Genomic DNA, 19978 nt, shown 5'->3' with positions numbered 1-19978 from the left:
TGCGCGTATTTAATGCTATTGTGAGCGCCACTGCAACAGAAAGGTATCCTGTTCGTGAGCTTTGATTTAAGTGTTATTCCTCATAAAAACATTGTTTTAGCTATTACAGGTGGGATTGCTGCCTATAAGAGTGCCATTTTGGTCCGTCGTCTTAAAGATTATGGTTTTGACGTTCGGGTTGTGATGACACACGGAGCTCAAGCATTTATTACACCTCTAACGTTTCAGGCTCTTTCTGGAAATCCTGTACATACCGAGCTTTTAGACCCAGAGGCTGAAGCTGGAATGGGCCATATTGAATTGGCTCGTTGGGCTGATTTGTTACTGGTTGCTCCAGCAAGCTGTGACACTCTGGCTAAGTTTGCTAATGGTTTAGCAGATGACTTACTTAGTACTTTATTTTTAGCGACTAAAGCACCTGTGTGGGTTGCACCAGCAATGAATCAGCAAATGTGGGCTGCAAAAGCAACCCAGCGTAATTTGCAAACGTTAGTTGAAGATGGCGTGCATGTGATTATGCCAGATTCAGGTGAACAGGCTTGTGGTGATGTCGGTTTAGGCCGTATGCCAGAACCTGAAGAAATAGCAAGGCAAGTGGCGGGTTATTTCCATCAGGCCCAACGTGCGATTGCTGAAAAATTTGGGTTGTTGGCAGGTAAGCGAGTTGTGATTACTGCTGGACCAACACGTGAAGCGATTGATCCTGTGCGTTATATCTCAAATCATAGTACCGGTAAAATGGGCTTTGCTTTAGCGGCTGCATGTTATGCGGCGGGCGCAAAAGTGACTTTAATTGCTGGTCCTGTAAGTTTAGATACGCCAAATGGTGTTCAACGTGTAAATGTTGCATCTGCACGACAAATGTTAGATGTCAGCATGAGTTCACTTGAGACCGGATGTGATATTTTCATTGCTACAGCGGCAGTAGCCGATTATCGCGTCGCTGAAGTGGCTGAGCACAAGATTAAGAAAGCAGGGGATGAGCTGAATGTTTCCCTTGTAAAAAATCCGGATATTGTGGCAACTATTGCCGCTCAGGAAAAACGTCCATTTATGGTGGGTTTTGCTGCCGAAACGCAAAATGTTGAAGAATATGCAGCAGGTAAACTGGTTGCTAAAAAACTAGATATGATTGCGTGTAACGATGTTTCTCGTGCCGATATTGGTTTTGCTTCGGATGAAAATGCGATGACTGTCTTCTTTGCCCAAAGCTACCATATGAAAAAGCGTGAGTTAGAAAAAGCATCGAAGCAAGAAATTTCTCAACAATTGGTTGAAGCAATTTCGGATGCATTACGCCGTAAATAAATTTTGAGCTTAATAAAAAAACCGCGAATAAATCGCGGTTTTTTTTATAGTCTTATTTAGACAATCAAGGAATTTCATCTTCAAATTCAGGTTTAACCTGAACGATAAAGTCTTGACGGTTAAGACCACGCCACAACGCAAATGCTGTACCGATATAAATCGAAGAGTAAGTACCGACAAAGACACCTACAAACATTGCTACAGAGAACCAGTGTAAGCCATCACCGCCCAAGAACATCATTGCAAGTACAACAAGCAATAATGTCATTGAGGTATGGATGGTACGACGTAAAGTCTCAGTTAAAGCAATATCCACGATTTCACGTGGAGTTGCGCCGCGAATCTTACGGAAGTTTTCACGTATACGGTCTGATACCACGATGTTATCGTTAAGCGAGAAACCAATCACCGCGAGTACAGCAGCTAAAACTGTAAGGTCAAATGGCCATTGGAATAATGCAAAAGCACCAATAATGATGATGATGTCATGGAATAAAGACATTACAGCACCCATCGCGAGTTTAAACTCAAAGCGAATGGTCACGTAGATCAACATTAAGATAAGTGCAAGAGCAACCGCTCCAGCTGAACGAACATAAAGCTCGTTACCCACTTGACCGCCTACAGAATCCACTTTATGAACTTCTGCTGCATTGTTTGGTAATTGCACAGCTTTGGTAATCGCGTTATTAAGATCTTCAACCTTAACTTCTTGTACCGGCATACGCACGAGTAAGTCTTTATTACTACCTAGCGTTTGTACTACGGCATCTTTAAAACCGGCTTTGTCGAGAGCCTGAATAACTTCAGACTGATTTGCTGGTTGCGCATAGTTAAGTTCGGCAGAAACACCACCTGTAAAGTCCAAACCTAAGTTAAGACCTTTAGTCGCGATAAAGAAAATACTCGCTAAAGTAATAAGGATCGAGAAGATTGCTGCTGGTTTAGCAATCTTCATGAACGGGATGATTTTTGCATCATCCGGACGACCATATTGTTTTGAAGGTTGTTGAGTCACTTTAGTCATCATAGATCTCCTTAAATGCTCAACTTTTTCAAATTACGGCGTTTGCCATAAATGATTTGTACAATTGCGCGTGTTACTGTAATTGCAGTAAACATCGAACATACGATACCAATCATTAATGTTACGGCGAAACCTTTAATCGGACCTGTACCAATTGCAAACAGAATGAATGCAACGAGGAACGTAGTTAAGTTCGAGTCAAAGATCGTGTTATAGGCTCGATCATAACCTGCCACAATGGCCTGTTTGGGTGAGGCACCCCAGAGCATTTCTTCTCGAATACGCTCACATATTAGTACGTTGGCATCGACCGCCATACCAATAGTAATAACGATACCGGCAATACCTGGTAAGGTGAGTGAAGCCCCTATCCAAGACATAACGGTTAAAATCATTGCCAAGTTAAATACAAGTGCAAAGTTCGCAATCAAGCCGAATACGCGGAAGAAAACGACCATCCAGATTGCAACAAGTAAGAAACCGATTTGAGTTGATAATACACCTTTATCAATGTTTTCTTGACCAAGGCTTGGACCAACCACACGTTCTTCAACGAAGTACATTGGCGCAGCTAAAGCACCAGCACGTAGCATCAATGCAAGTTCAGATGCTTCTTGAGGTGAACTTAAACCGGTAATACGGAAAGTTGAACCTAAAACAGCTTGAACTGTTGCAGCATTAATAACGACAGATTCGGTATATGGTGTACGAACTTCTGTTTGAGCACCAGTTTTTGGATCTGTAACATAGCTAATCTTTTGCTTGTTTTCGATGAACAATACCGCCATGCGTTTACCAACAGCATTACGGGTTGCATCTGACATGAGCTTACCACCAGCACTGTCGAGCGTAATATTTACTTCGGCACCGCCAGAGTCTTGGCTAAAGCCAGAACTTGCATTTTGAACACGTTCACCAGTCAAGATACGGTTACGTTGCAACAGAAGCTGACGACCGCTATCTAAAGATTGATAAGCGAAAACTTCTGTACCCGGAGGTAAAGGTTGACCGTTATATTTACCCGTATATGGGTCAATATATTGATCATTTAAGTCAGACACCAAACGGAATTCGAGGTTAGCAGTACGACCTAAAACACGTTTAGCTTCTGCTGTATCTTGAACACCCGGTAATTCAACGACAATACGGTTGCTACCCTGACTTTGTACTAATGCTTCTGCAACACCAAGTTCGTTAATACGGTTACGTAGTGTTGTTAAGTTCTGATTGACTGCATATGCCTGAATTTCTTGACGACGTACATCAGTATAAGTGAGTTTTAAGGTAGAACCTGTCGCGCTCGCTAATGCCTGTTGGGTATATTCATTACCATTACGGCGTAAAAAATCCATTGCTGCATCACGATCAGCATTGTCAGCAAATTGAACAGTGATCACATTATTATTTAACGCAAGGTTGTTAAATTTAATTTTGTTTTCACGGAACTGACGACGCAAATCAGTTGCAGAGGTTTCCATACGTTGGGAAATGGCTTTGTCCATATCTACTTCTAGCAAGAAGTGAACACCACCACGTAAGTCCAAACCAAGTTTCATTGGTTTAGCCCCAATTTTTTGCAACCATTCTGGTGTAGTTGGTGCAAGGTTTAGGGCAACAACGTATTGATCACCTAAGTCACGGCGTAATACTTCTTTTGCTTTTAACTGCGCTTCAGAAGAGCTGACACGCAAGAGAGCAGCATTATTTGTAAAAGTATTATCGTGGCTTGCAATATTTGCTGTTTTTAAAATTTGCTCTGCTTTTTGCACCACACTTTGATCAATTTGGGTACCAGCTTTGGCACCGGAAATTTGAACTGCGGGCTCATCCGGATATAGACTAGGCAGTGCGTATAATGTACTGACTACCAGAACAACCAGAATCAGTAAATATTTCCATGCAGGGTAACGCATTCGCTTTCTTCTTAAATGAAAAAGCCGTGCTAAAGCACGACTGTTTTATGATTAAAGGTTATTTAGAGTGCCTTCAGGTAATACAGAAATTACGCTGGCACGCTGAATTTTTACTTCTACACCACGGTTAAGTTCAACAACCGCATAGTCACCTTCAAGTTTGGTTACTTTGCCCATTAAACCGCCAGCAAAAACAACTTCGCTACCTACACCTAAGCTTTCGATTAAAGAACGGTGTTCTTTTGCGCGTTTTGCTTGAGGGCGCCAGATTAAGAAATAGAAGATTGCAACGAATACAACAATCATCAAAATGTTTGGCAAAAGACCAGGGCTTTGGGCTGCTGCTGGAGCTGCATGTGCAGTAGAAATGAACAAGCTCATTTTAATTTCCTAAAGTTAAAAAATATGAGTCAGATACCTGACATAATCCTAATTCGTTTTGCAATTTACCTTGTCTTGAGGTTGAGCGCAAATCTCGCTTATTCATCGACAGGGCAAGGTGGAACTTCTAATCCACGGCGGGCATAAAAGTCCTGAACAAATTCATCAAAAGTGCCATTATCTAATGCGTCACGCATACCTTCAGTTAAACGTTGGTAATAACGTAAGTTATGAATAGTACCGAGCATAGACGCCAACATCTCTCCACATTTTTCAAGGTGGAACAGATAAGCACGGGTAAAGTTCTTACATGTGTAGCAATCGCAGTGTGGGTCAAGTGGTCCTTGGTCATGGCGATATTTACTATTACGAATACGTACCAGACCATCAGTGACAAAATAATGACCATTACGTGCATTACGTGTTGGCATTACGCAGTCAAACATATCGACACCACGGCGCACCGCTTCAACGATATCTTCAGGTTTACCTACGCCCATTAAGTAGCGTGGCTTGTCATGTGGCATTTTGTTTGGAAGATAATCTAAAACTTTGATCATCTCTTCTTTTGGTTCGCCTACAGATAAACCGCCAATTGCATAACCATCGAAACCAACTTCAAGAAGGCCATTTAAAGACTCATCACGTAAGTCTTCATACATACCGCCCTGAATAATGCCGAATAAGGCATTTTTATTTTTAAGCTCATCATGGTGATGCGTTTTACAACGTTTTGCCCAGCGCAAAGAAAGCTGTAATGATTTTTGTGCTTCTTCATGTGTTGCAGGATAAGGCGTACATTCATCAAAAATCATGACGATGTCAGAGTTCAATACATGCTGAATTTCCATTGAAATTTCAGGCGATAAAAACACTTTTGAACCATCAATCGGAGAGCGGAAAGTAACACCTTCTTCCTTAATTTTACGCATAGCGCCAAGACTAAATACTTGGAAGCCGCCAGAGTCAGTTAAAATTGGCTTATTCCATTTAATAAAGTCATGTAATCCGCCGTGTTGCTTGATTACTTCAAGGCCCGGACGCAAATATAAATGGAAGGTATTACCTAAAATAATTTGTGCCTGAATATCTTCGATATCACGCGGCAACATGCCTTTGACTGTACCGTAAGTCCCCACTGGCATAAAAACAGGTGTTTCAACAACACCGTGTTCTAAAGTTAAACGACCACGACGGGCACGTCCCGACTGACCTAATTTTTCAAACTTCATCTAAAAATCCTGAACAATAGCAAGCAATACCGTAGGGCAGTGCAAGGGCGAAAAAACAGTTCGCTGCTAAATAGGGGCTCTAACATTGTGAGCTTTAAAACGGGAAGACCAATTTAAAAACACAAATAGCCCTAAAAATAAGAGGGCTATTTTCCTTGATTCTGCCAAGTAGTTCTACTACTAAATGTAGCTGGCTATAAAATAGGTCAATTTTCCGATTGAATGGCTACTTTTTTATTTAGACTAAAAGTTAGGTTTGTAGTCAAAATTGTCTGTAGCCAAATTATCGCGAAAAGGACGAATTGCTTTTTTAGATAAAGTCATCGTATTAATAATATTATTTGGAAATACTTCAATCTGGTTGTTAAATACTTCGACGTTACGGTTAAAAATGCTGATTGCAGCACCAACATTTTCGTTTTGTTCCTGAATATCATCCATCATTTTACTATAGAGTGTATCTGCTTTTAATTCAGGATAGTTTTCAACTACGACATTTAGGCTGCGGATCAGCTCTTTGCTCATTTTTTCAATCTGCTGTAATTGAGCAATATCAGTATGGTCGACATTTAAACTTAGAATTTGTTGACGTAAAGCAGTCACTTTTTCTAAAGTCGACTTCTCGAACTGAGTATATTGATTGAGAGTAGTTTCTAATGCTTCAAGTGTTTTTACTTTTTGGCGTTCGAAATTTGCAACCTCAGCCCAAGCGCGTTTGGTTGCGTTAAAATAACGCACAATGTTGTTACGAATGTGGATGCCCCAAGCAATCAGTACAACGAATATCCCCAAGAAAATGAATAAGCCTTTCATTTTCACTCCTCTTATTTTTATTCTCTCATTGAACCTTTTAACTTCTTATTTTTAATAAGTTGCCAGTTCGGCACTACGAGAGATTTATTTAATTAAATTAAGCATGAATTGCTGAAATTTTTCATATTGCGGCATGGTCATGGTACGTAAATGTCCACGTAATGCTGGAATATCATGAATTTCACTACGTTTGCTGGTGGTTTGAAAAAGATCTTGCTCACCGAGATAACATAATATTTGCTCTTCATGATGATAAATTAAATCACCGGTAAAATGTTGAAAAAAATCATGAAGTTTTAAAGTTAAACTTGGACTAATTTCTTTAGCTAATTGATGTTGATCAGTACCGAAGATATTGAGCTTTTGGTTAATCAGAATATCAGTACTTTGCCATTCGCTTAAGTAGGGTGCAAAAAAGCGAGAACGTTGATTACTTACAGCAATACCTAAGGCTGGCATCTGAAAAATAAAAGCACCCCATAAGTCTTTATGAATCTCTTTTACTATTCTTTTATCGCTGTTTTGATCTTGAAGAATAGGTAAATTATTTACATAGTGGTATTTAAATAGCAGGACTTGATGATATGTAATGCCATCATTCCATGTCACTGAAGCAAACTCTGTAATTTCATTCGCTTCATTGCCTCGATTAAACAATGGGAAATATTGCTTTAGTCTGCTTAAGACTAAAATGGGTTGGGCTTGAATAGGAAGATAAGCTGGTAAATGTTGAAACTGTAGGCCATAACGTAAAGCAGTCATACGCTTTTCTAAATAGTGAATGACTTCGGTTAAAGGTTTTTGCGGTTCATAGAGCAAATAGGCCAGAAAACCCGTTAAAAATGCCCATAAGAGACTCCAAATATATTGAATATGAGGATGAAGAAAGTATCCAAATAATAAAGTCGTAATACTGCAAATACCTAACAAATGCGGTAATACATTAACAAAACGCAGGTTATGATCTTCACGCCATGGATGTAACGCATTTAAGAGTTCTTGATCTGTTTGTGACTTTTGTCCCGCGTCCCAAAGTCGAGCAATATTACGAAAGACCTGTGTATTTTTTTTACGTCTTATATGAAGTGCTTGTTGTACGGTATCAATTGGCATGAAGGTAATGAGTTGATTATCATAAAGTGCTAAACCTAGATTATCCTTTAAATTGAAAGAGATAAATAGAAATACCAAGACTATTTTTATTTTAATTATAGATGCTGGGTTAAACCTCAAATTAACTAATAGGATTTAACCCAGCTTTAATTTTTAAACTTCTAATTTATCAATCAGCATTGCATCGCCATAACTAAAGAAGCGATAGCGTTCTTTAACTGCATGTTCGTAAGCAGCCAAAATGTTGTCTCTATTTGACAATGCTGAAACTAACATGAGCAGGGTAGACTCAGGTAAATGGAAGTTGGTAATTAAACGGTCTACGATACAGAACTCATAACCCGGATAAATAAAGATTTGAGTATCACCAGTCCATGCTGCGATTTTTCCACCATGTGCTTGGGCTGCACTTTCTAAAGCACGCGTTGCGGTTGTACCAACAGCAATTACTTTATTGCCACGTGCTTTAGTCGCTAAAATTAAATCAATGGTTTCTTGAGGAACATCACACCATTCACTGTGCATGACATGGTTGGTAATGTCATCAGTGCGTACAGGCATAAAAGTACCTGCACCGACGTGAAGAGTCACAAACGCTTTCTTAACCCCTTTTTGATCTAACTTTGCTAACAACTCTTCATCAAAGTGCAAGCTTGCCGTTGGAGCAGCCACACTGGCGATTTTTTCTGGGTTATGGAAAACCGTTTGATAGCGTTCAGTGTCAATTTCTTCTGCTTCACGATTAAAGTAAGGCGGAATAGGTAACTGACCATATTGTTCAAGTACAGGTAAAATTGGCTGTGAAAACTCAACGACAAATAAGTTTTCGTGACGGCCACGCACAATCACAGGAATATTGTCTGCACCGACAAAAAGCTCAGCTCCTGCTTTAGGCGAGTTACTCGCTTTAATATGGCAATACGCTGTGGTGTGGTTCAGCATACGCTCAACCAAAATCTCAATAGCACCACCTGTGGCACGTTTTCCTTTAAGACGAGCCTTCATGACCTTGGTATCGTTGAGTACCAACAAATCACCTTCTTCAAACAGATCGATAATATCTGTGAACATGTGATCGTGATATTGACCCTTTGCGTCTAAATGCAATAAACGTGAAGCACTACGTGATTCGAGAGGGTAACGGGCAATAAGTTCATCGGGTAATTCAAAGGAAAAGTCAGACAGTTGCATATTTAGGAAAAAACACCGCAAAAATTGGGCCTAGTATAAACTTTTTCGCTTTTTTATGGCTGTGCTTCTGGCCTAAATTATGAAAAATGTTTAAATGATCTAAAAGTGAACGATAATATTCACTTAGGGTTTGACAAGTTTTACAAACGCGCTAATATACGCAACACAAACATACTTCCTCTCCCGAGGTGGTGAAATTGGTAGACGCGGCGGACTCAAAATCCGCTGTCAGAGATGACGTGTCGGTTCGAGTCCGACCCTCGGGACCAAGATTCAGAATCTTATGATTCTACAAAAACCCCTAAGCTAACGGCTTAGGGGTTTTTTGTTGGATAAAAAAGTTCATAGACTTCAAGAAATTGTGAACTACTTACTTTAGTTCTGACGGTTGGGTTTGAATCTTTTATACATTTAGAACTTAAAGATTTTTTTAATTTAAGAAGACTTTATTTAAATATGAAATGCATTTATTAAAGCTAAAATTTAAGTCGAAGCTAAGCTTTAATACTTATAAGAAGATTTAAGATAATTTTTACCTTTTTGAATCTCTATTTCTTATTACTTACAACTCCTCACCTTCAAATAATTGTTGTATTTTTCTAAAGCATACCCACTTTATGTATCTGAAAACCTTTAATTGAAACTTCACATTTCTATTTCGAAAAGAAAGTTGCTCTTTTAATGTACTGTGTTAAAGTTTGTATTAGATCATAATGATTATAAGTACATTTCTCAAAGAGCGGTTCCGACTAACAACGACAAAATCTGTGAGGCGGGCATGACACAGCGATTAGAACTACATCAGGTCGAGCAATTAAGTGCTTGTAGAATATCACTATTACTTGGATTAAATGCCGAGCAGAACTATATTGAGCAATTTTTCCGGTTTAGTGTTCGCCTGTTGAAGTGTCAAAAAGCTTTGCTCACTTTTAATCAGGAACCTTATTTCTGGCATCATTGTCCTGAAGGCATGACTGCTATTTCATTTAAACCTTCAAGACACTTAAAACAATGTTTTGCTAAACAACAGGTGATTCATCACGATCATCCTTCTTATCAAAATTTAATCAACTATTTAAAAGAGCTAAATATTGAGTGTGGTCGTGCCTTAGCTGTCCATTTGGTGCAGCCTGACTAGACTTCTATGGGGTTTGCCGTTTTCTTTGATGACGGTGAAACCAATTTTGAAAATGATCAAATTCAGTTGTTGCTCGATTACTGTTCTAGTTTTATGCAACAAATCGAGTTGAAATTTAATTATGAAGAATTAAATGAACTCTATGAGCAACAAGTCGCGCTTAACTCCAGTAAAACAAAGTTCTTTTCTATTATTTCACATGATTTGCGGGCACCATTTCATGGCTTGTTAGGTTTCTCCGAAGTGTTGGCTAAAGAGCGTGAAACACTGGATGAATCGAGTATTCAAAATATTGCCGACTATTTATATGACACTTCTCAATCGACCTATAACTTACTGGAAAGTTTGCTGACATGGGCGATGGCAGAGGGTGGGCGTTTTGTTTATCACCCTATTAATTTTAAACTTAGACAAGTGAGCAATATTGTCTGTGATGTGCTGCATACGTTGGCTTTAAAGAAAAATATTGAATTGGTAAATGCGGTTTCCGAAGATTTAAAAATCTATGCCGATATCAATATGATGACTTCGGTGATCCAAAACTTGGTCTCAAATGCATTGAAATTTACTGATGTTGATGGTTCTGGCAAAGTATTCATTGAGGCGAAGCAAGCGGGCACAAATGTCGAAATCACTGTACGTGATACAGGTCTTGGCATGACCGAACAACAAATGGCAAATTTATTTCACCCACGCATTACAGCCAGTTTTAAAGGTACTGCAGGGGAAAAAGGTGCGGGCTTAGGATTGAGTCTCTGTAAGCGTTTTATTGAGATTAATCAGGGCCAAATTAGTGTGAGTTCCAAAGAAGGTGTAGGAACAACATTTAAAGTTTTATTACCTTCAGCTCAAGAAAGTCATGAGACGCTTATTGAGCATCATGATTCATCTGAAGCAAAATTGGTTTAATCCCTTTTCCTATTACTACGTGAACTGCTATAACTAAAAAGAGAGTCTGAGGAAAAGAGCTTTTTTATATGAATGCGGAGCAGTTACAAAAAACATTGCGTGCCAGCCAATATGCTGAACAAGTTTTAGGGTTACATCAGGCTGTTTTAGAACAAGATTATCAAATAGATCAATTTGCTGCACCGCTCTCAACAGAACAAATTTATCAGCTTGTAGACACCACGCTTGAAGGCATTGCCGATGAAATAACTTGGATGCGTGCGCTTCGTATACTACGCAGTCGTTTAATGTTTCGCTGGATCTGGCAAGATGCCAATCAACTGACGGATGTCGTTACACTTACTCGTGAACTTTCTGACTTTGCCGATGCAAGTATTTGTGCAGCAAAAGCTTTTGCTCGTGTTGCATTGGTTGCTAAACACGGCGAACCATTAAGTTATTCAGGCAAAGTTCAAGATTTGATTGTGGTTGCCATGGGTAAGCTTGGGGCACAGGAATTAAATCTATCAAGTGATATCGACCTGATTTTTGCTTTTGATGAGCAAGGCGAAACCAATGGTCGTAAATGTATTGATGTACAGCAGTTCTGTATTTTGTGGGGACAAAAACTTATTTATTTACTCGAACATATCACCGCAGATGGTTTTGTGTTTCGAGTAGACATGCGCTTACGGCCTTGGGGAGATGGCTCGGCATTAGCGATTAGTCATGCAGCTTTAGAAAAATATTTAAGTCAGCATGGTCGTGAATGGGAACGTTATGCATGGATTAAGGCACGCGTTGTCACTGGGGGTAAAGAAGGGCAAGACTTATTAGAAATGACACGTCCTTTTGTATTCCGCCGTTATGTCGATTACACCGCTTTTGCTGCCATGCGTGATATGAAAGCGATGATTGAACGCGAAGTTTTACGTCGCCATATTGAGGATGATATTAAACTCGGGGCAGGCGGTATACGCGAAATTGAGTTTATTGTTCAGGTTTTTCAGCTGATTTACGGTGGTTCTAAACGTGAGTTACAAGACCGCCAGTGTTTGGTCAGTCTAGAGCATATTGGTGAGGCAGGCTTGTTGGAAAAACAGGCCGTATTAGAGCTTGAAGATGCTTACCTGTTTTTACGCCGTGTTGAACATGCAATTCAGGCTCTTAACGATCAGCAAACGCAATTATTACCCGAAGAAGCAGATTTACGACAACGCATTATAGATACCTTGGGTTTTACGAGTTGGAATGAATTTATTGATGTTCTTAACGAGAAACGCCAAAAAGTAAAAGTTCAATTTAAACAGCTGATTGAAGATACTAGCTCTAATGCTGCAACTGAGAACTTTGGACAGTTAGAGCAGCAGTTAGATGAAGTGTTAGATGATAATGCGAAAAATCTGATTCATGAGTTTTGGCATGGTCATGCACTTAAAAAACTTCCTTCAAATGCCGTGCAGCGTTTAAAAACCTTCTGGCCTCATTTGATTGAAGCGATTTTGCAGTCCGAACAACCACAAACTGCACTGTTACGTTTAATGCCACTGATTGAATCAGTCATGCGTCGAACAGTGTATTTGGTCATGTTGATTGAAAGTAAGGGCGCATTACAGCGCCTAGTGAAAATGGCGACAGTAAGCCCGTGGATTTGTGAAGAGCTGACTCAGTATCCAGTACTATTGGATGAGTTCTTATCGATGGATTTTGAGTTACCAAAACGTAAGGACTTGGAAGATTCTTTACGTCAGCAATTGCTTCGTATCGAAATTGATCAAGTCGAAGATCAAATGCGGGCACTTCGCTTGTTTAAAAAGAGCAATGTGCTCACGGTTGCTGCAAGTGATGTGTTAGCTGAAAGCCCTCTTATGAAAGTATCTGATGCATTAACAGATATTGCTGAAGTTAGTGTCAATGCAACTCTTCATTTAGCTTATCAGACCGTAGCAAAACGTCATGGTTACCCAAAAGATGTCGAGGGAAAACGTTGCTCTCTTGACTATAAAGCCTTTGCTGTCATTGGTTATGGCAAAGTGGGTGGCATTGAGCTGGGCTATGGTTCTGACTTGGACCTTGTCTTTATTCATTATCTAGATGAACAAGCTGACACCGATGGAACTAAGGCTATTAGTGGGTTTGAGTTTGCCATGCGTGTCGCTCAAAAGTTTATGTCTTTAATGACCACTCAAACGCTTGATGGCCGCGTTTATGAAATTGATACACGCTTGAGACCTTCTGGTGAGGCCGGTTTATTAGTGACCAGTCTAAAAGCCTATGAACACTATCAGTTGAAAAGTGCATGGCTTTGGGAGCATCAGGCATTAGTTCGTGCCCGCTCTATTGCTGGTGATGAAACGCTTTGCCAAAAATTTGAAATATTTCGCCGCGAGATATTGACTCAATCTAGAGATGAGGCTTATGTTCGTGAAGAAGTGTTGAAAATGCGTCAGAAAATGAAAGACCACCTAGGTTCGTCTTCTGAACAAAAAAAACATGGTATTTTTCATTTAAAACAGGACGCAGGTGGTATCGTAGATATCGAATTTATGGCACAGTATGCTGTACTTGCATGGAGCGGGACGAAACCCGATCTCGCCCATTATTCTGATAATGTAAGAATATTAGAAGATGCTGCTAAAGCAGACTGCTTATCCAGTGAAGATGCCACAGCATTAATTCGAGCCTATCTTAGTGAACGTGCCGAAAGCCACCGCTTAGCCCTTGCGAATCAATCCATGCAAGTCAGCGCAGCGGACTGGCGTAGTACCCGTGCGGTCGTTTGCAATTTATGGCAAAGATTAATAGACCCAACCGCCTCGGTTGAGTTGGATAGTGAATGATTTTATAACAATTTGGAGTGTTCCATGAATTTGGCTGATCGTGATGGTTTTATTTGGCAAGATGGACAATTAATTGATTGGCGTGATGCAAAGATTCACGTTTTAACTCATACTCTACACTACAGTATGGGCGTATTTGAGGGTGTTCGTGCTTATGAAACTCCTAAGGGTACTGCAATTTTCCGTCTTCAAGACCACACAAAACGTTTGTTAAATTCAGCAAAAATTTATCAAATGAAAGTACCGTATGACCAAGCAGCGCTTGAGCAAGCACAAATCGATGTTGTTCGTGAAAACAAATTAGCTTCTTGCTATTTACGTCCGCTTATTTGGATCGGTTCAGAAAAACTAGGCATTGCTGCAACAAATAACACCATTCATGCCGCAGTAGCAGCATGGGCGTGGGGCGCATACCTTGGTGATGAAGCGATGGCTAAAGGTATTCGCGTTAAAACTTCATCATTTACTCACCACCATCCAAACGTGACCATGTGTAAAGCAAAAGCATCTGGTAACTACACATTATCAATTCTTGCTCACCAAGAAGTTGCGCACTCTGGTTACGATGAAGCAATGCTTATGGACCCACAAGGTTATGTGTGCCAAGGTTCTGGTGAAAACGTATTCTTGATTAAAGATGGTGTTTTACATACTCCAGATATCGCTGGTGGTGCACTTGACGGTATTACACGTCAAACTGTGATGACGATTGCTAGAGATCTTGGTTACCAAGTTGTTGAGCGCCGTATTACACGTGACGAATTCTATATTGCCGATGAAGCATTCTTCACAGGTACTGCTGCTGAAGTTACACCAATCCGTGAATACGATGACCGTCAAATCGGTGCGGGTTGCCGTGGTCCAATTACCACTGAAATCCAAAAGACTTTCTTTGACGCAGTTCAAGGTAAAAATCCAAAATATGAACACTGGTTAACTTACGTAAAATAAGTTAATCCGTTAACATGAAAAGGCGAACATTGGTTTCGCCTTTTTTATTTTTTAGTTAGGGAGCTTTTATGCATATTGTCTATGTCTCTGATGGTAAAGCAGGGCATCGTTCACAGGCTTTAGGCTTGTTTCAGGCAATGCAAAGACAGCAGGCAAATGCAACTTTTGAAGAAGTTTCTATTAATGACTTGCCTATTATTTCCTTAATTAAAGCGCTTTTCTCTTCAAAAACTTCTCTACTTCAGCAAGCACCCGATTTCATATTTGGAGTGGGGAGCCACACTCACTTTCGTGTCTGGTTGCTGGGTAAAGTTTTTAAAAAGGCGAACACTGTTATTTTAATGAAGCCAAATTTACCTATTGCTTGGTTTGACTATGCTGTGATTCCAGAGCATGACGGTATTCTTTCAAATGAGCGCGTTATTGTTACGCGTGGAGCATTGAATCCAATTCGTAATGAAAACCGACATCAGGCAGGCAGAATTTTAATTGCATTGGGCGGTTCATCTAAACGACATCAGTGGAACCATGAAAAAGTATTATTAAGTGTCCAAAAAATTGTTGAGTGTAATTCAAATTCTGAGATTATCCTGACCACCTCACGTCGGACTCCTGTAGGTTTCACTGATATTTTAAAACAACAAAGCTTTGCTAAGCGTTTGCAGATATGTCCGGTTGAGCAAACTCCTCAAGGCTGGATTTTTGAGGAAATGCAAAAGGCAGAAGCTGTGTGGGTAACCGAAGATAGTGTTTCTATGATTTATGAGGCACTTACTGCAGGTTGCCGAGTCGGTGTGATTGCAATGGACAGACTCAAACAAGATCGTATTACCAATTCGGTTGATATACTGCTAGAGAAAAAGTTAATAGCAAATGTATTTGATATAAATTTGCTTCCTGAAGGACAGGTCCTGCAGGAAGCGGATCGGGTTGTGTATCAGCTTACTAAATGACATTGGCTGTCATCGTGACCTTTATCATAGTTGACTGTTTCTGATGTTGCTAAAATTTCTCTTGGGTATGTTTTGTATTTCGAATTAAATAACGATCTCTCTTGAGAAATGTTTTTACAATGAATACCTCTCATATCTAAGAGTGTAGGTAATATATTAATTGAGCTAATAGCACTACTTTGTTCTTTAGAAAGAGTACTCGCCATTTCTGGATGATGTTGCTTCCATGAGTTTGAACTCCACATAATTAACGGAACATCAAAATTATTTTTCATGTCTAAATGCAGTGAACTATTTTCTTTACATTCTCCAAGATTAAGACCATGGTCAGATGTGTAAATTAAGTTGGCGTCCACATTGGTTGCTTTTAATTTTTGAATAACTTCATTGAGCAGATAGTCTGTATAAAGTACCGTATTGTCATAGGTATCTTTAAATTTATTAAATTGTGGTGGATAGCGTTTTGCAAAATCTGCATGTGAACCATAAAGGTGTAACACAATGAATTTATGGTGTGTTTTTTCTGCCAAAGCTCGATCAAATGATTTGAGTAGCTCCTCATCATAATGAGTTTCTAGTGAGGCTGAATATGAATGTTGCGTCAAAAATTGGGTTTCTTGAGCAGAAGACGCATACGCTGAAACAAGAGAATCATATTCTCCATATTGAGATTGTGCGCTAAACCAGTAAGTTTTGTAGCCTGCTGCATTGAAAGCATTCACAATAGAAGGGCTTAAATTATCAGTCCCGTTTAACTTTCCTGTTAATAAGGTCGGTACAGACTTACTGGTCATATAAGAACCTGAAATCGTATTATTAAATAACCATAAATCTTTCTTATATTTTTCTAGATAAGGCGTTGTATTATTTTTGGTATAGCCAAACAAACTTAAACGGTCGCGTCGAGCACTTTCCCCAATAACTAGTACTGTAATGGTAGGGCGAGTTTCCTTAACTTGTGTACATTCAATTTCGTTTTGTGTGGCTATGAAGTCTTTTACTCGATTTACTTCAAGACTCGCTGCTGGTAAACCAAGAAGTAAATTTAAGGGGTAAGATTGTTTAAAATGGCGATATACATTTAGAAACCCTTGCTGATGATCAGGTGCTTTAAGGTAGCGTTGAATTGGCGAAAAAATAAGACATAAGGCTAAAATACGTAGCCATATTGGAGTGCTTAATTTTTGATTTGGAATGAAATAATAAAAGAAAATCAAAGGAATGATGTAAGCAATAATCAAACCAATTGCTAAAGGGAGATCTAATGTCGATAAATAAACTTTGCCTTCAGTTGTAGAGCTACCTAAAATTGTGAGCCACACTGAAATTTCAGTTGGGGCGTTATAGGTAATTTCATAGTACAGTGCAAAAGGGCTTAAAAGATAAATAGGTAAACTAAGCCAGAAAAAACGGCGGTAATGATAAATTAAAAAAACGAAAAAAATAAGCGGATATAAAGCTTTGAAAAAACCATCACTGGAAATAATGCATGATGGAACAAGCAGCATAAAGCAATAAATAAAGAACCATAACTTTCCTGTTTTGAATCGAAAAATCACGCCAAGCTGTTCCAAGTGTAAAAGCGCGATATCATCCTATATTTTGATAACACGGTCTACATAAATTAAGGCATGATATAATATTTTAGTTCATCTCCAGAATTGATGGAATTATAGAGTTTAGAATGAAAATATTGCATATCGCAAATTTTGGCTTTAATAAACAAGGCGCGCATTTTTACTGTACAGACCGTAAAATTTCTGCCGGATTAATTGAAAATGGCCATTTCGTTTATGATTTTAGTTTTCGTGATATGGCACGAATGGGGACGATTTTTAAAACAAAAAAATTGGGTGCCAATTGGGCCAACAAAGAAGTATTAAAAGTCGTCAATAACATTGAACCCGATTTGGTGCTCATTGGACATAGTGACTTGATGAGTCCAGATGTTCTAAGACAAATTAAAGAATCTTATCCAAATACTAAAATTGCATTTTGGTATGTTGATCCGCTTTATTTAGAGAGCAAACTTGGCTTTGTAAAAGCATTCTCCCCGTATTTAGACGCTATCTTTTGTACGACGGGTGGTGAGTATTTACAGAGGTTAAAGCAGCCTCATTTAAGCGTAGCCTATCTGCCTAATGTGGGTCATCGTAACGTTGAAACACTACAGCAATTTTCAAACTCTAAGACTGACAAGACATTTATTTTCTGTGGTGTGGTCTATAAAGAACCTGAACGTGAAAAATTCTTAAAAGATTTGGCAGATGCCCTGCAACAAGGTCATGTAAACTATCAATATTATGGTTGTTTTGAGCAACCTGGTGTTTACGGTAAAGCTTATTATAAGGTTCTGTCTGAAACAAAAATGGGACTTAATTACTCACGTCGTAATGATGTAACCTTGTATAGTTCTGACCGTATTGTACAGTTGACTGGTAATGGTTTACTCACCTTTAGTCCAAGAATTCCAGATTTTGAGAAACTCTACACTGAGCAGGAAGTGGTTTACTTTGATGATCAGTTTGACTTGGCCAAGAAGATCCAATTCTTTGATCAAAATCCAGAGCAGGCTGAAAAAATAGCGAAAGAGGGCTGGGAGAAAACGCGTAAATCTTTCAATGCTAAACGTATCACTCAATTTATGGTTGAGGTGACATTTAAGCAGCCCCTTTCAGAAAATTATGAATGGTCACATGAGGTTTATGCATGATGTGGTTTTTGTACGTTGCGGTAGGCCTATTAATACTTGCTGCACTGTTATATGTGCTGGGTAATTATACATTCTGGCTTCCGTTCCGTTCGAACAAACTACCACGCATAGTGATGTTGCATCAGGTTACCCCTAAGGATGCAGCCTCTGGTATGAACATGCCCCCTGAAAAGTTTGAACAACTCTTACAGTTGTTGACGCGTAAAGGGGCTATCTTCTGCTTTGTTTCTGAGCTTGAACAATATCGGAATCAAAAGAATGTGGTTGCTTTAAGTTTTGACGATGGCTTTATGGATAACTATCTTTATGCCTATCCATTACTTAAAAAATATAATGCAAAGGCAACCATTTATTTGGCGACGCAAATTGAAGGTATTGAAAAGCTCACTCACGATCAAATCCATGAAATGGCGAACTCTGGTTTGATTGAGTTCGGTGCGCATACTCAACATCATGTGAACTTGCTTAAGCTTGATGACCAAACGGCTTACAATGAGATGCTTCAGTCTAAGCGTGATGTTGAAGCATTAGTTGGAAAATGCCCTAGCTTTGCTTATCCATTTGGTCGTTTTAATGAAAAGCACCAGAAAATGGCCCAAGATATTGGCTTTAAAAATGCAGTATCGACTCGTAAAAAAATCGAAGCGTATGAAGTAGATAACCAATTTAATATTCCACGTGTCAGCACGCATGGTGCCATGAATGCTTTACAGATGCGTATCGCCCTTGCTAAAGGACGTTATAAGTTATGAATAAAATTCCATGTAGTGTTTATATTGTCACTTTAAACTGTGGTGCTTGGTTAGAGCGAACTTTGCAAAGTGTCAGTGAGTTTGATGAAGTTATTATTTTAGACTCAGGTAGTACTGATAATACTTATGAAATTGCAAAGCGCTTTGAAAATACCCAAATTTCTCATCAAGACTGGCAGGGTTATGCTGGGCAAAAAAGTTTGGCCTTAGCAAAATGCCGAAATGATTGGGTACTCAATTTAGATGGCGACGAAGTCTTATCTAATGAATTAAAACAAGAGATTGTTGAGACTATTCAGCAGAACAAGCTTGATGCATTAATCACTCCAATTAATGATGTATTTTTAGGTGTTCCGAACAGTAAACATACTAAGAAACATGCGAAAGTGCGTTTTTTCCGTAAGTCTAAAGGGCATTATGATCTTGCCAATAAAGTCCATGAAAATGTAATTGTAGATGGTGAATCTCAGCGCGCTCAACACGATATTTATCATTATGGTGAGTCGAGTATTTTCGTTAAAGTCGAAAAAAATAACCAATATTCCAACTTAAAAGCATTAGAGAAATTCCAAAAAGGAAAGTCTCCAAGCATTGCAAAATTGGTTTTGGTGATGCCAGTGACTTTTATGAAGTCTTATTTTATTCGCCGTAGTTTCTTAAATGGTTGGCGTGGTTTCGTAAATAGTATGATTAACGCGTTTTATGCATTTCTAAAAGAAGCCAAACTGTTTGAACAGACGATGAATAAAGATAAAAAATAAGTAG

The 19978-nt window shown here is 39.1% G+C and carries 15 protein-coding genes, 1 tRNA gene and 1 pseudogene; 9 read left to right on the top strand and 8 right to left on the bottom strand.

The features are described 5' to 3' along the window. The first annotated feature begins 54 nt into the window (after positions 1 to 54). On the top strand, positions 55 to 1308 hold the full coding sequence (gene coaBC / locus ABLC00_RS15825) for a bifunctional phosphopantothenoylcysteine decarboxylase/phosphopantothenate--cysteine ligase CoaBC (protein WP_004885252.1): 1254 nt from the start codon (positions 55 to 57) through the stop codon (positions 1306 to 1308). Positions 1309 to 1372: 64 nt separating this feature from the next. Here coaBC and secF read toward each other — a convergent pair whose 3' ends face one another. From secF to queA, 7 genes are all read right to left on the bottom strand, one after another. Further along, complete coding sequence (gene secF / locus ABLC00_RS15820) at positions 1373 to 2338, bottom strand: protein translocase subunit SecF (RefSeq protein WP_006580293.1); 966 nt, start codon at positions 2336 to 2338, stop codon at positions 1373 to 1375. Between the two features lie 8 nt (positions 2339 to 2346). Next, on the bottom strand, positions 2347 to 4248 hold the full coding sequence (secD, locus tag ABLC00_RS15815) for a protein translocase subunit SecD (RefSeq protein WP_004711928.1): 1902 nt from the start codon (positions 4246 to 4248) through the stop codon (positions 2347 to 2349). Between the two features lie 51 nt (positions 4249 to 4299). Beyond that, complete coding sequence (gene yajC, locus ABLC00_RS15810; RefSeq protein WP_000051669.1) at positions 4300 to 4629, bottom strand: preprotein translocase subunit YajC; 330 nt, start codon at positions 4627 to 4629, stop codon at positions 4300 to 4302. A 98-nt stretch (positions 4630 to 4727) separates the two neighbouring features. Further along, complete coding sequence (tgt, locus tag ABLC00_RS15805) at positions 4728 to 5861, bottom strand: tRNA guanosine(34) transglycosylase Tgt (protein WP_000667232.1); 1134 nt, start codon at positions 5859 to 5861, stop codon at positions 4728 to 4730. 243 nt (positions 5862 to 6104) lie between these two features. Next, positions 6105 to 6674 (bottom strand): LemA family protein, encoded by a 570-nt coding sequence (locus ABLC00_RS15800; protein WP_022575653.1) that lies wholly within the window; start codon positions 6672 to 6674, stop codon positions 6105 to 6107. 84 nt (positions 6675 to 6758) lie between these two features. Then, positions 6759 to 7787 carry a hypothetical protein gene (locus tag ABLC00_RS15795; RefSeq protein WP_004885256.1) on the bottom strand — a complete coding sequence of 343 codons (1029 nt, stop codon included), beginning with the start codon at positions 7785 to 7787 and terminating at the stop codon, positions 6759 to 6761. Between the two features lie 153 nt (positions 7788 to 7940). After that, on the bottom strand, positions 7941 to 8978 hold the full coding sequence (gene queA, locus ABLC00_RS15790) for a tRNA preQ1(34) S-adenosylmethionine ribosyltransferase-isomerase QueA (protein ID WP_004885257.1): 1038 nt from the start codon (positions 8976 to 8978) through the stop codon (positions 7941 to 7943). 182 nt (positions 8979 to 9160) lie between these two features. On the opposite strand from queA, the gene ABLC00_RS15785 reads away from it, so the two are divergent. From ABLC00_RS15785 to ABLC00_RS15765, 5 genes and pseudogenes are all read left to right on the top strand, one after another. Then, positions 9161 to 9247 (top strand) — tRNA-Leu (locus ABLC00_RS15785). Between the two features lie 509 nt (positions 9248 to 9756). Further along, a pseudogene (locus ABLC00_RS15780) lies at positions 9757 to 11025 on the top strand (sensor histidine kinase). A gap of 68 nt (positions 11026 to 11093) precedes the next feature. Continuing rightward, positions 11094 to 13844, top strand: a complete 2751-nt coding sequence (glnE, locus tag ABLC00_RS15775; protein WP_004885260.1) for a bifunctional [glutamate--ammonia ligase]-adenylyl-L-tyrosine phosphorylase/[glutamate--ammonia-ligase] adenylyltransferase — start codon at positions 11094 to 11096, stop codon at positions 13842 to 13844. A gap of 24 nt (positions 13845 to 13868) precedes the next feature. Then, positions 13869 to 14795 carry a branched-chain amino acid transaminase gene (locus ABLC00_RS15770; RefSeq protein WP_004885263.1) on the top strand — a complete coding sequence of 309 codons (927 nt, stop codon included), beginning with the start codon at positions 13869 to 13871 and terminating at the stop codon, positions 14793 to 14795. Positions 14796 to 14863: 68 nt separating this feature from the next. Further along, positions 14864 to 15748: a mitochondrial fission ELM1 family protein gene (locus tag ABLC00_RS15765; RefSeq protein ID WP_004885265.1), complete on the top strand. Its 885-nt coding sequence runs from the start codon at positions 14864 to 14866 to the stop codon at positions 15746 to 15748. Here ABLC00_RS15765 and ABLC00_RS15760 read toward each other — a convergent pair. Then, positions 15733 to 17307 (bottom strand): phosphoethanolamine transferase, encoded by a 1575-nt coding sequence (locus ABLC00_RS15760; protein WP_227509139.1) that lies wholly within the window; start codon positions 17305 to 17307, stop codon positions 15733 to 15735. The genes ABLC00_RS15765 and ABLC00_RS15760 overlap by 16 nt on opposite strands. A gap of 125 nt (positions 17308 to 17432) precedes the next feature. Here ABLC00_RS15760 and ABLC00_RS15755 point away from each other — a divergent pair, with 125 nt between their 5' ends. Genes ABLC00_RS15755 through ABLC00_RS15745 form a run of 3 tightly spaced genes read left to right on the top strand, consistent with a single transcriptional unit; the run spans position 17433 to position 19974 of the window. After that, positions 17433 to 18461, top strand: coding sequence for a glycosyltransferase (locus ABLC00_RS15755; protein ID WP_004885268.1), 1029 nt, complete (start codon positions 17433 to 17435; stop codon positions 18459 to 18461). Next, the gene (locus tag ABLC00_RS15750; RefSeq protein WP_004885270.1) at positions 18458 to 19213 is read left to right on the top strand and encodes a polysaccharide deacetylase family protein; all 756 of its coding nucleotides are present in this window, start codon (positions 18458 to 18460) and stop codon (positions 19211 to 19213) included. The genes ABLC00_RS15755 and ABLC00_RS15750 overlap by 4 nt, the downstream gene beginning before the upstream one ends. Next, entirely contained in the window at positions 19210 to 19974 is a 765-nt protein-coding gene (locus ABLC00_RS15745) for a glycosyltransferase family 2 protein (protein ID WP_004885272.1), read from the top strand. Before ABLC00_RS15750 ends, ABLC00_RS15745 begins: the two co-directional genes overlap by 4 nt. Positions 19975 to 19978: the final 4 nt, after the last annotated feature.

Origin of the sequence: Acinetobacter nosocomialis (genome assembly GCF_041021905.1) — a bacterium.
GTDB lineage: Bacteria > Pseudomonadota > Gammaproteobacteria > Pseudomonadales > Moraxellaceae > Acinetobacter > Acinetobacter nosocomialis.
This window is presented reverse-complemented; position numbering and strand designations above follow the sequence as displayed.

Excerpts from the sequence above, each read along its gene's own strand:
- secF (WP_006580293.1), bottom strand. The coding sequence starts at position 2,338 with ATGATGACTAAAGTGACTCAACAACCTTCAAAACAATATGGTCGTCCG.
- secD (WP_004711928.1), bottom strand. The coding sequence starts at position 4,248 with ATGCGTTACCCTGCATGGAAATATTTACTGATTCTGGTTGTTCTGGTA.
- ABLC00_RS15750 (WP_004885270.1), top strand. The coding sequence starts at position 18,458 with ATGATGTGGTTTTTGTACGTTGCGGTAGGCCTATTAATACTTGCTGCA.
- ABLC00_RS15765 (WP_004885265.1), top strand. The coding sequence starts at position 14,864 with ATGCATATTGTCTATGTCTCTGATGGTAAAGCAGGGCATCGTTCACAG.
- yajC (WP_000051669.1), bottom strand. The coding sequence starts at position 4,629 with ATGAGCTTGTTCATTTCTACTGCACATGCAGCTCCAGCAGCAGCCCAA.
- ABLC00_RS15795 (WP_004885256.1), bottom strand. The coding sequence starts at position 7,787 with ATGCCAATTGATACCGTACAACAAGCACTTCATATAAGACGTAAAAAA.
- ABLC00_RS15755 (WP_004885268.1), top strand. The coding sequence starts at position 17,433 with ATGAAAATATTGCATATCGCAAATTTTGGCTTTAATAAACAAGGCGCG.
- ABLC00_RS15770 (WP_004885263.1), top strand. The coding sequence starts at position 13,869 with ATGAATTTGGCTGATCGTGATGGTTTTATTTGGCAAGATGGACAATTA.
- tgt (WP_000667232.1), bottom strand. The coding sequence starts at position 5,861 with ATGAAGTTTGAAAAATTAGGTCAGTCGGGACGTGCCCGTCGTGGTCGT.
- queA (WP_004885257.1), bottom strand. The coding sequence starts at position 8,978 with ATGCAACTGTCTGACTTTTCCTTTGAATTACCCGATGAACTTATTGCC.
- ABLC00_RS15745 (WP_004885272.1), top strand. The coding sequence starts at position 19,210 with ATGAATAAAATTCCATGTAGTGTTTATATTGTCACTTTAAACTGTGGT.
- glnE (WP_004885260.1), top strand. The coding sequence starts at position 11,094 with ATGAATGCGGAGCAGTTACAAAAAACATTGCGTGCCAGCCAATATGCT.
- ABLC00_RS15800 (WP_022575653.1), bottom strand. The coding sequence starts at position 6,674 with ATGAAAGGCTTATTCATTTTCTTGGGGATATTCGTTGTACTGATTGCT.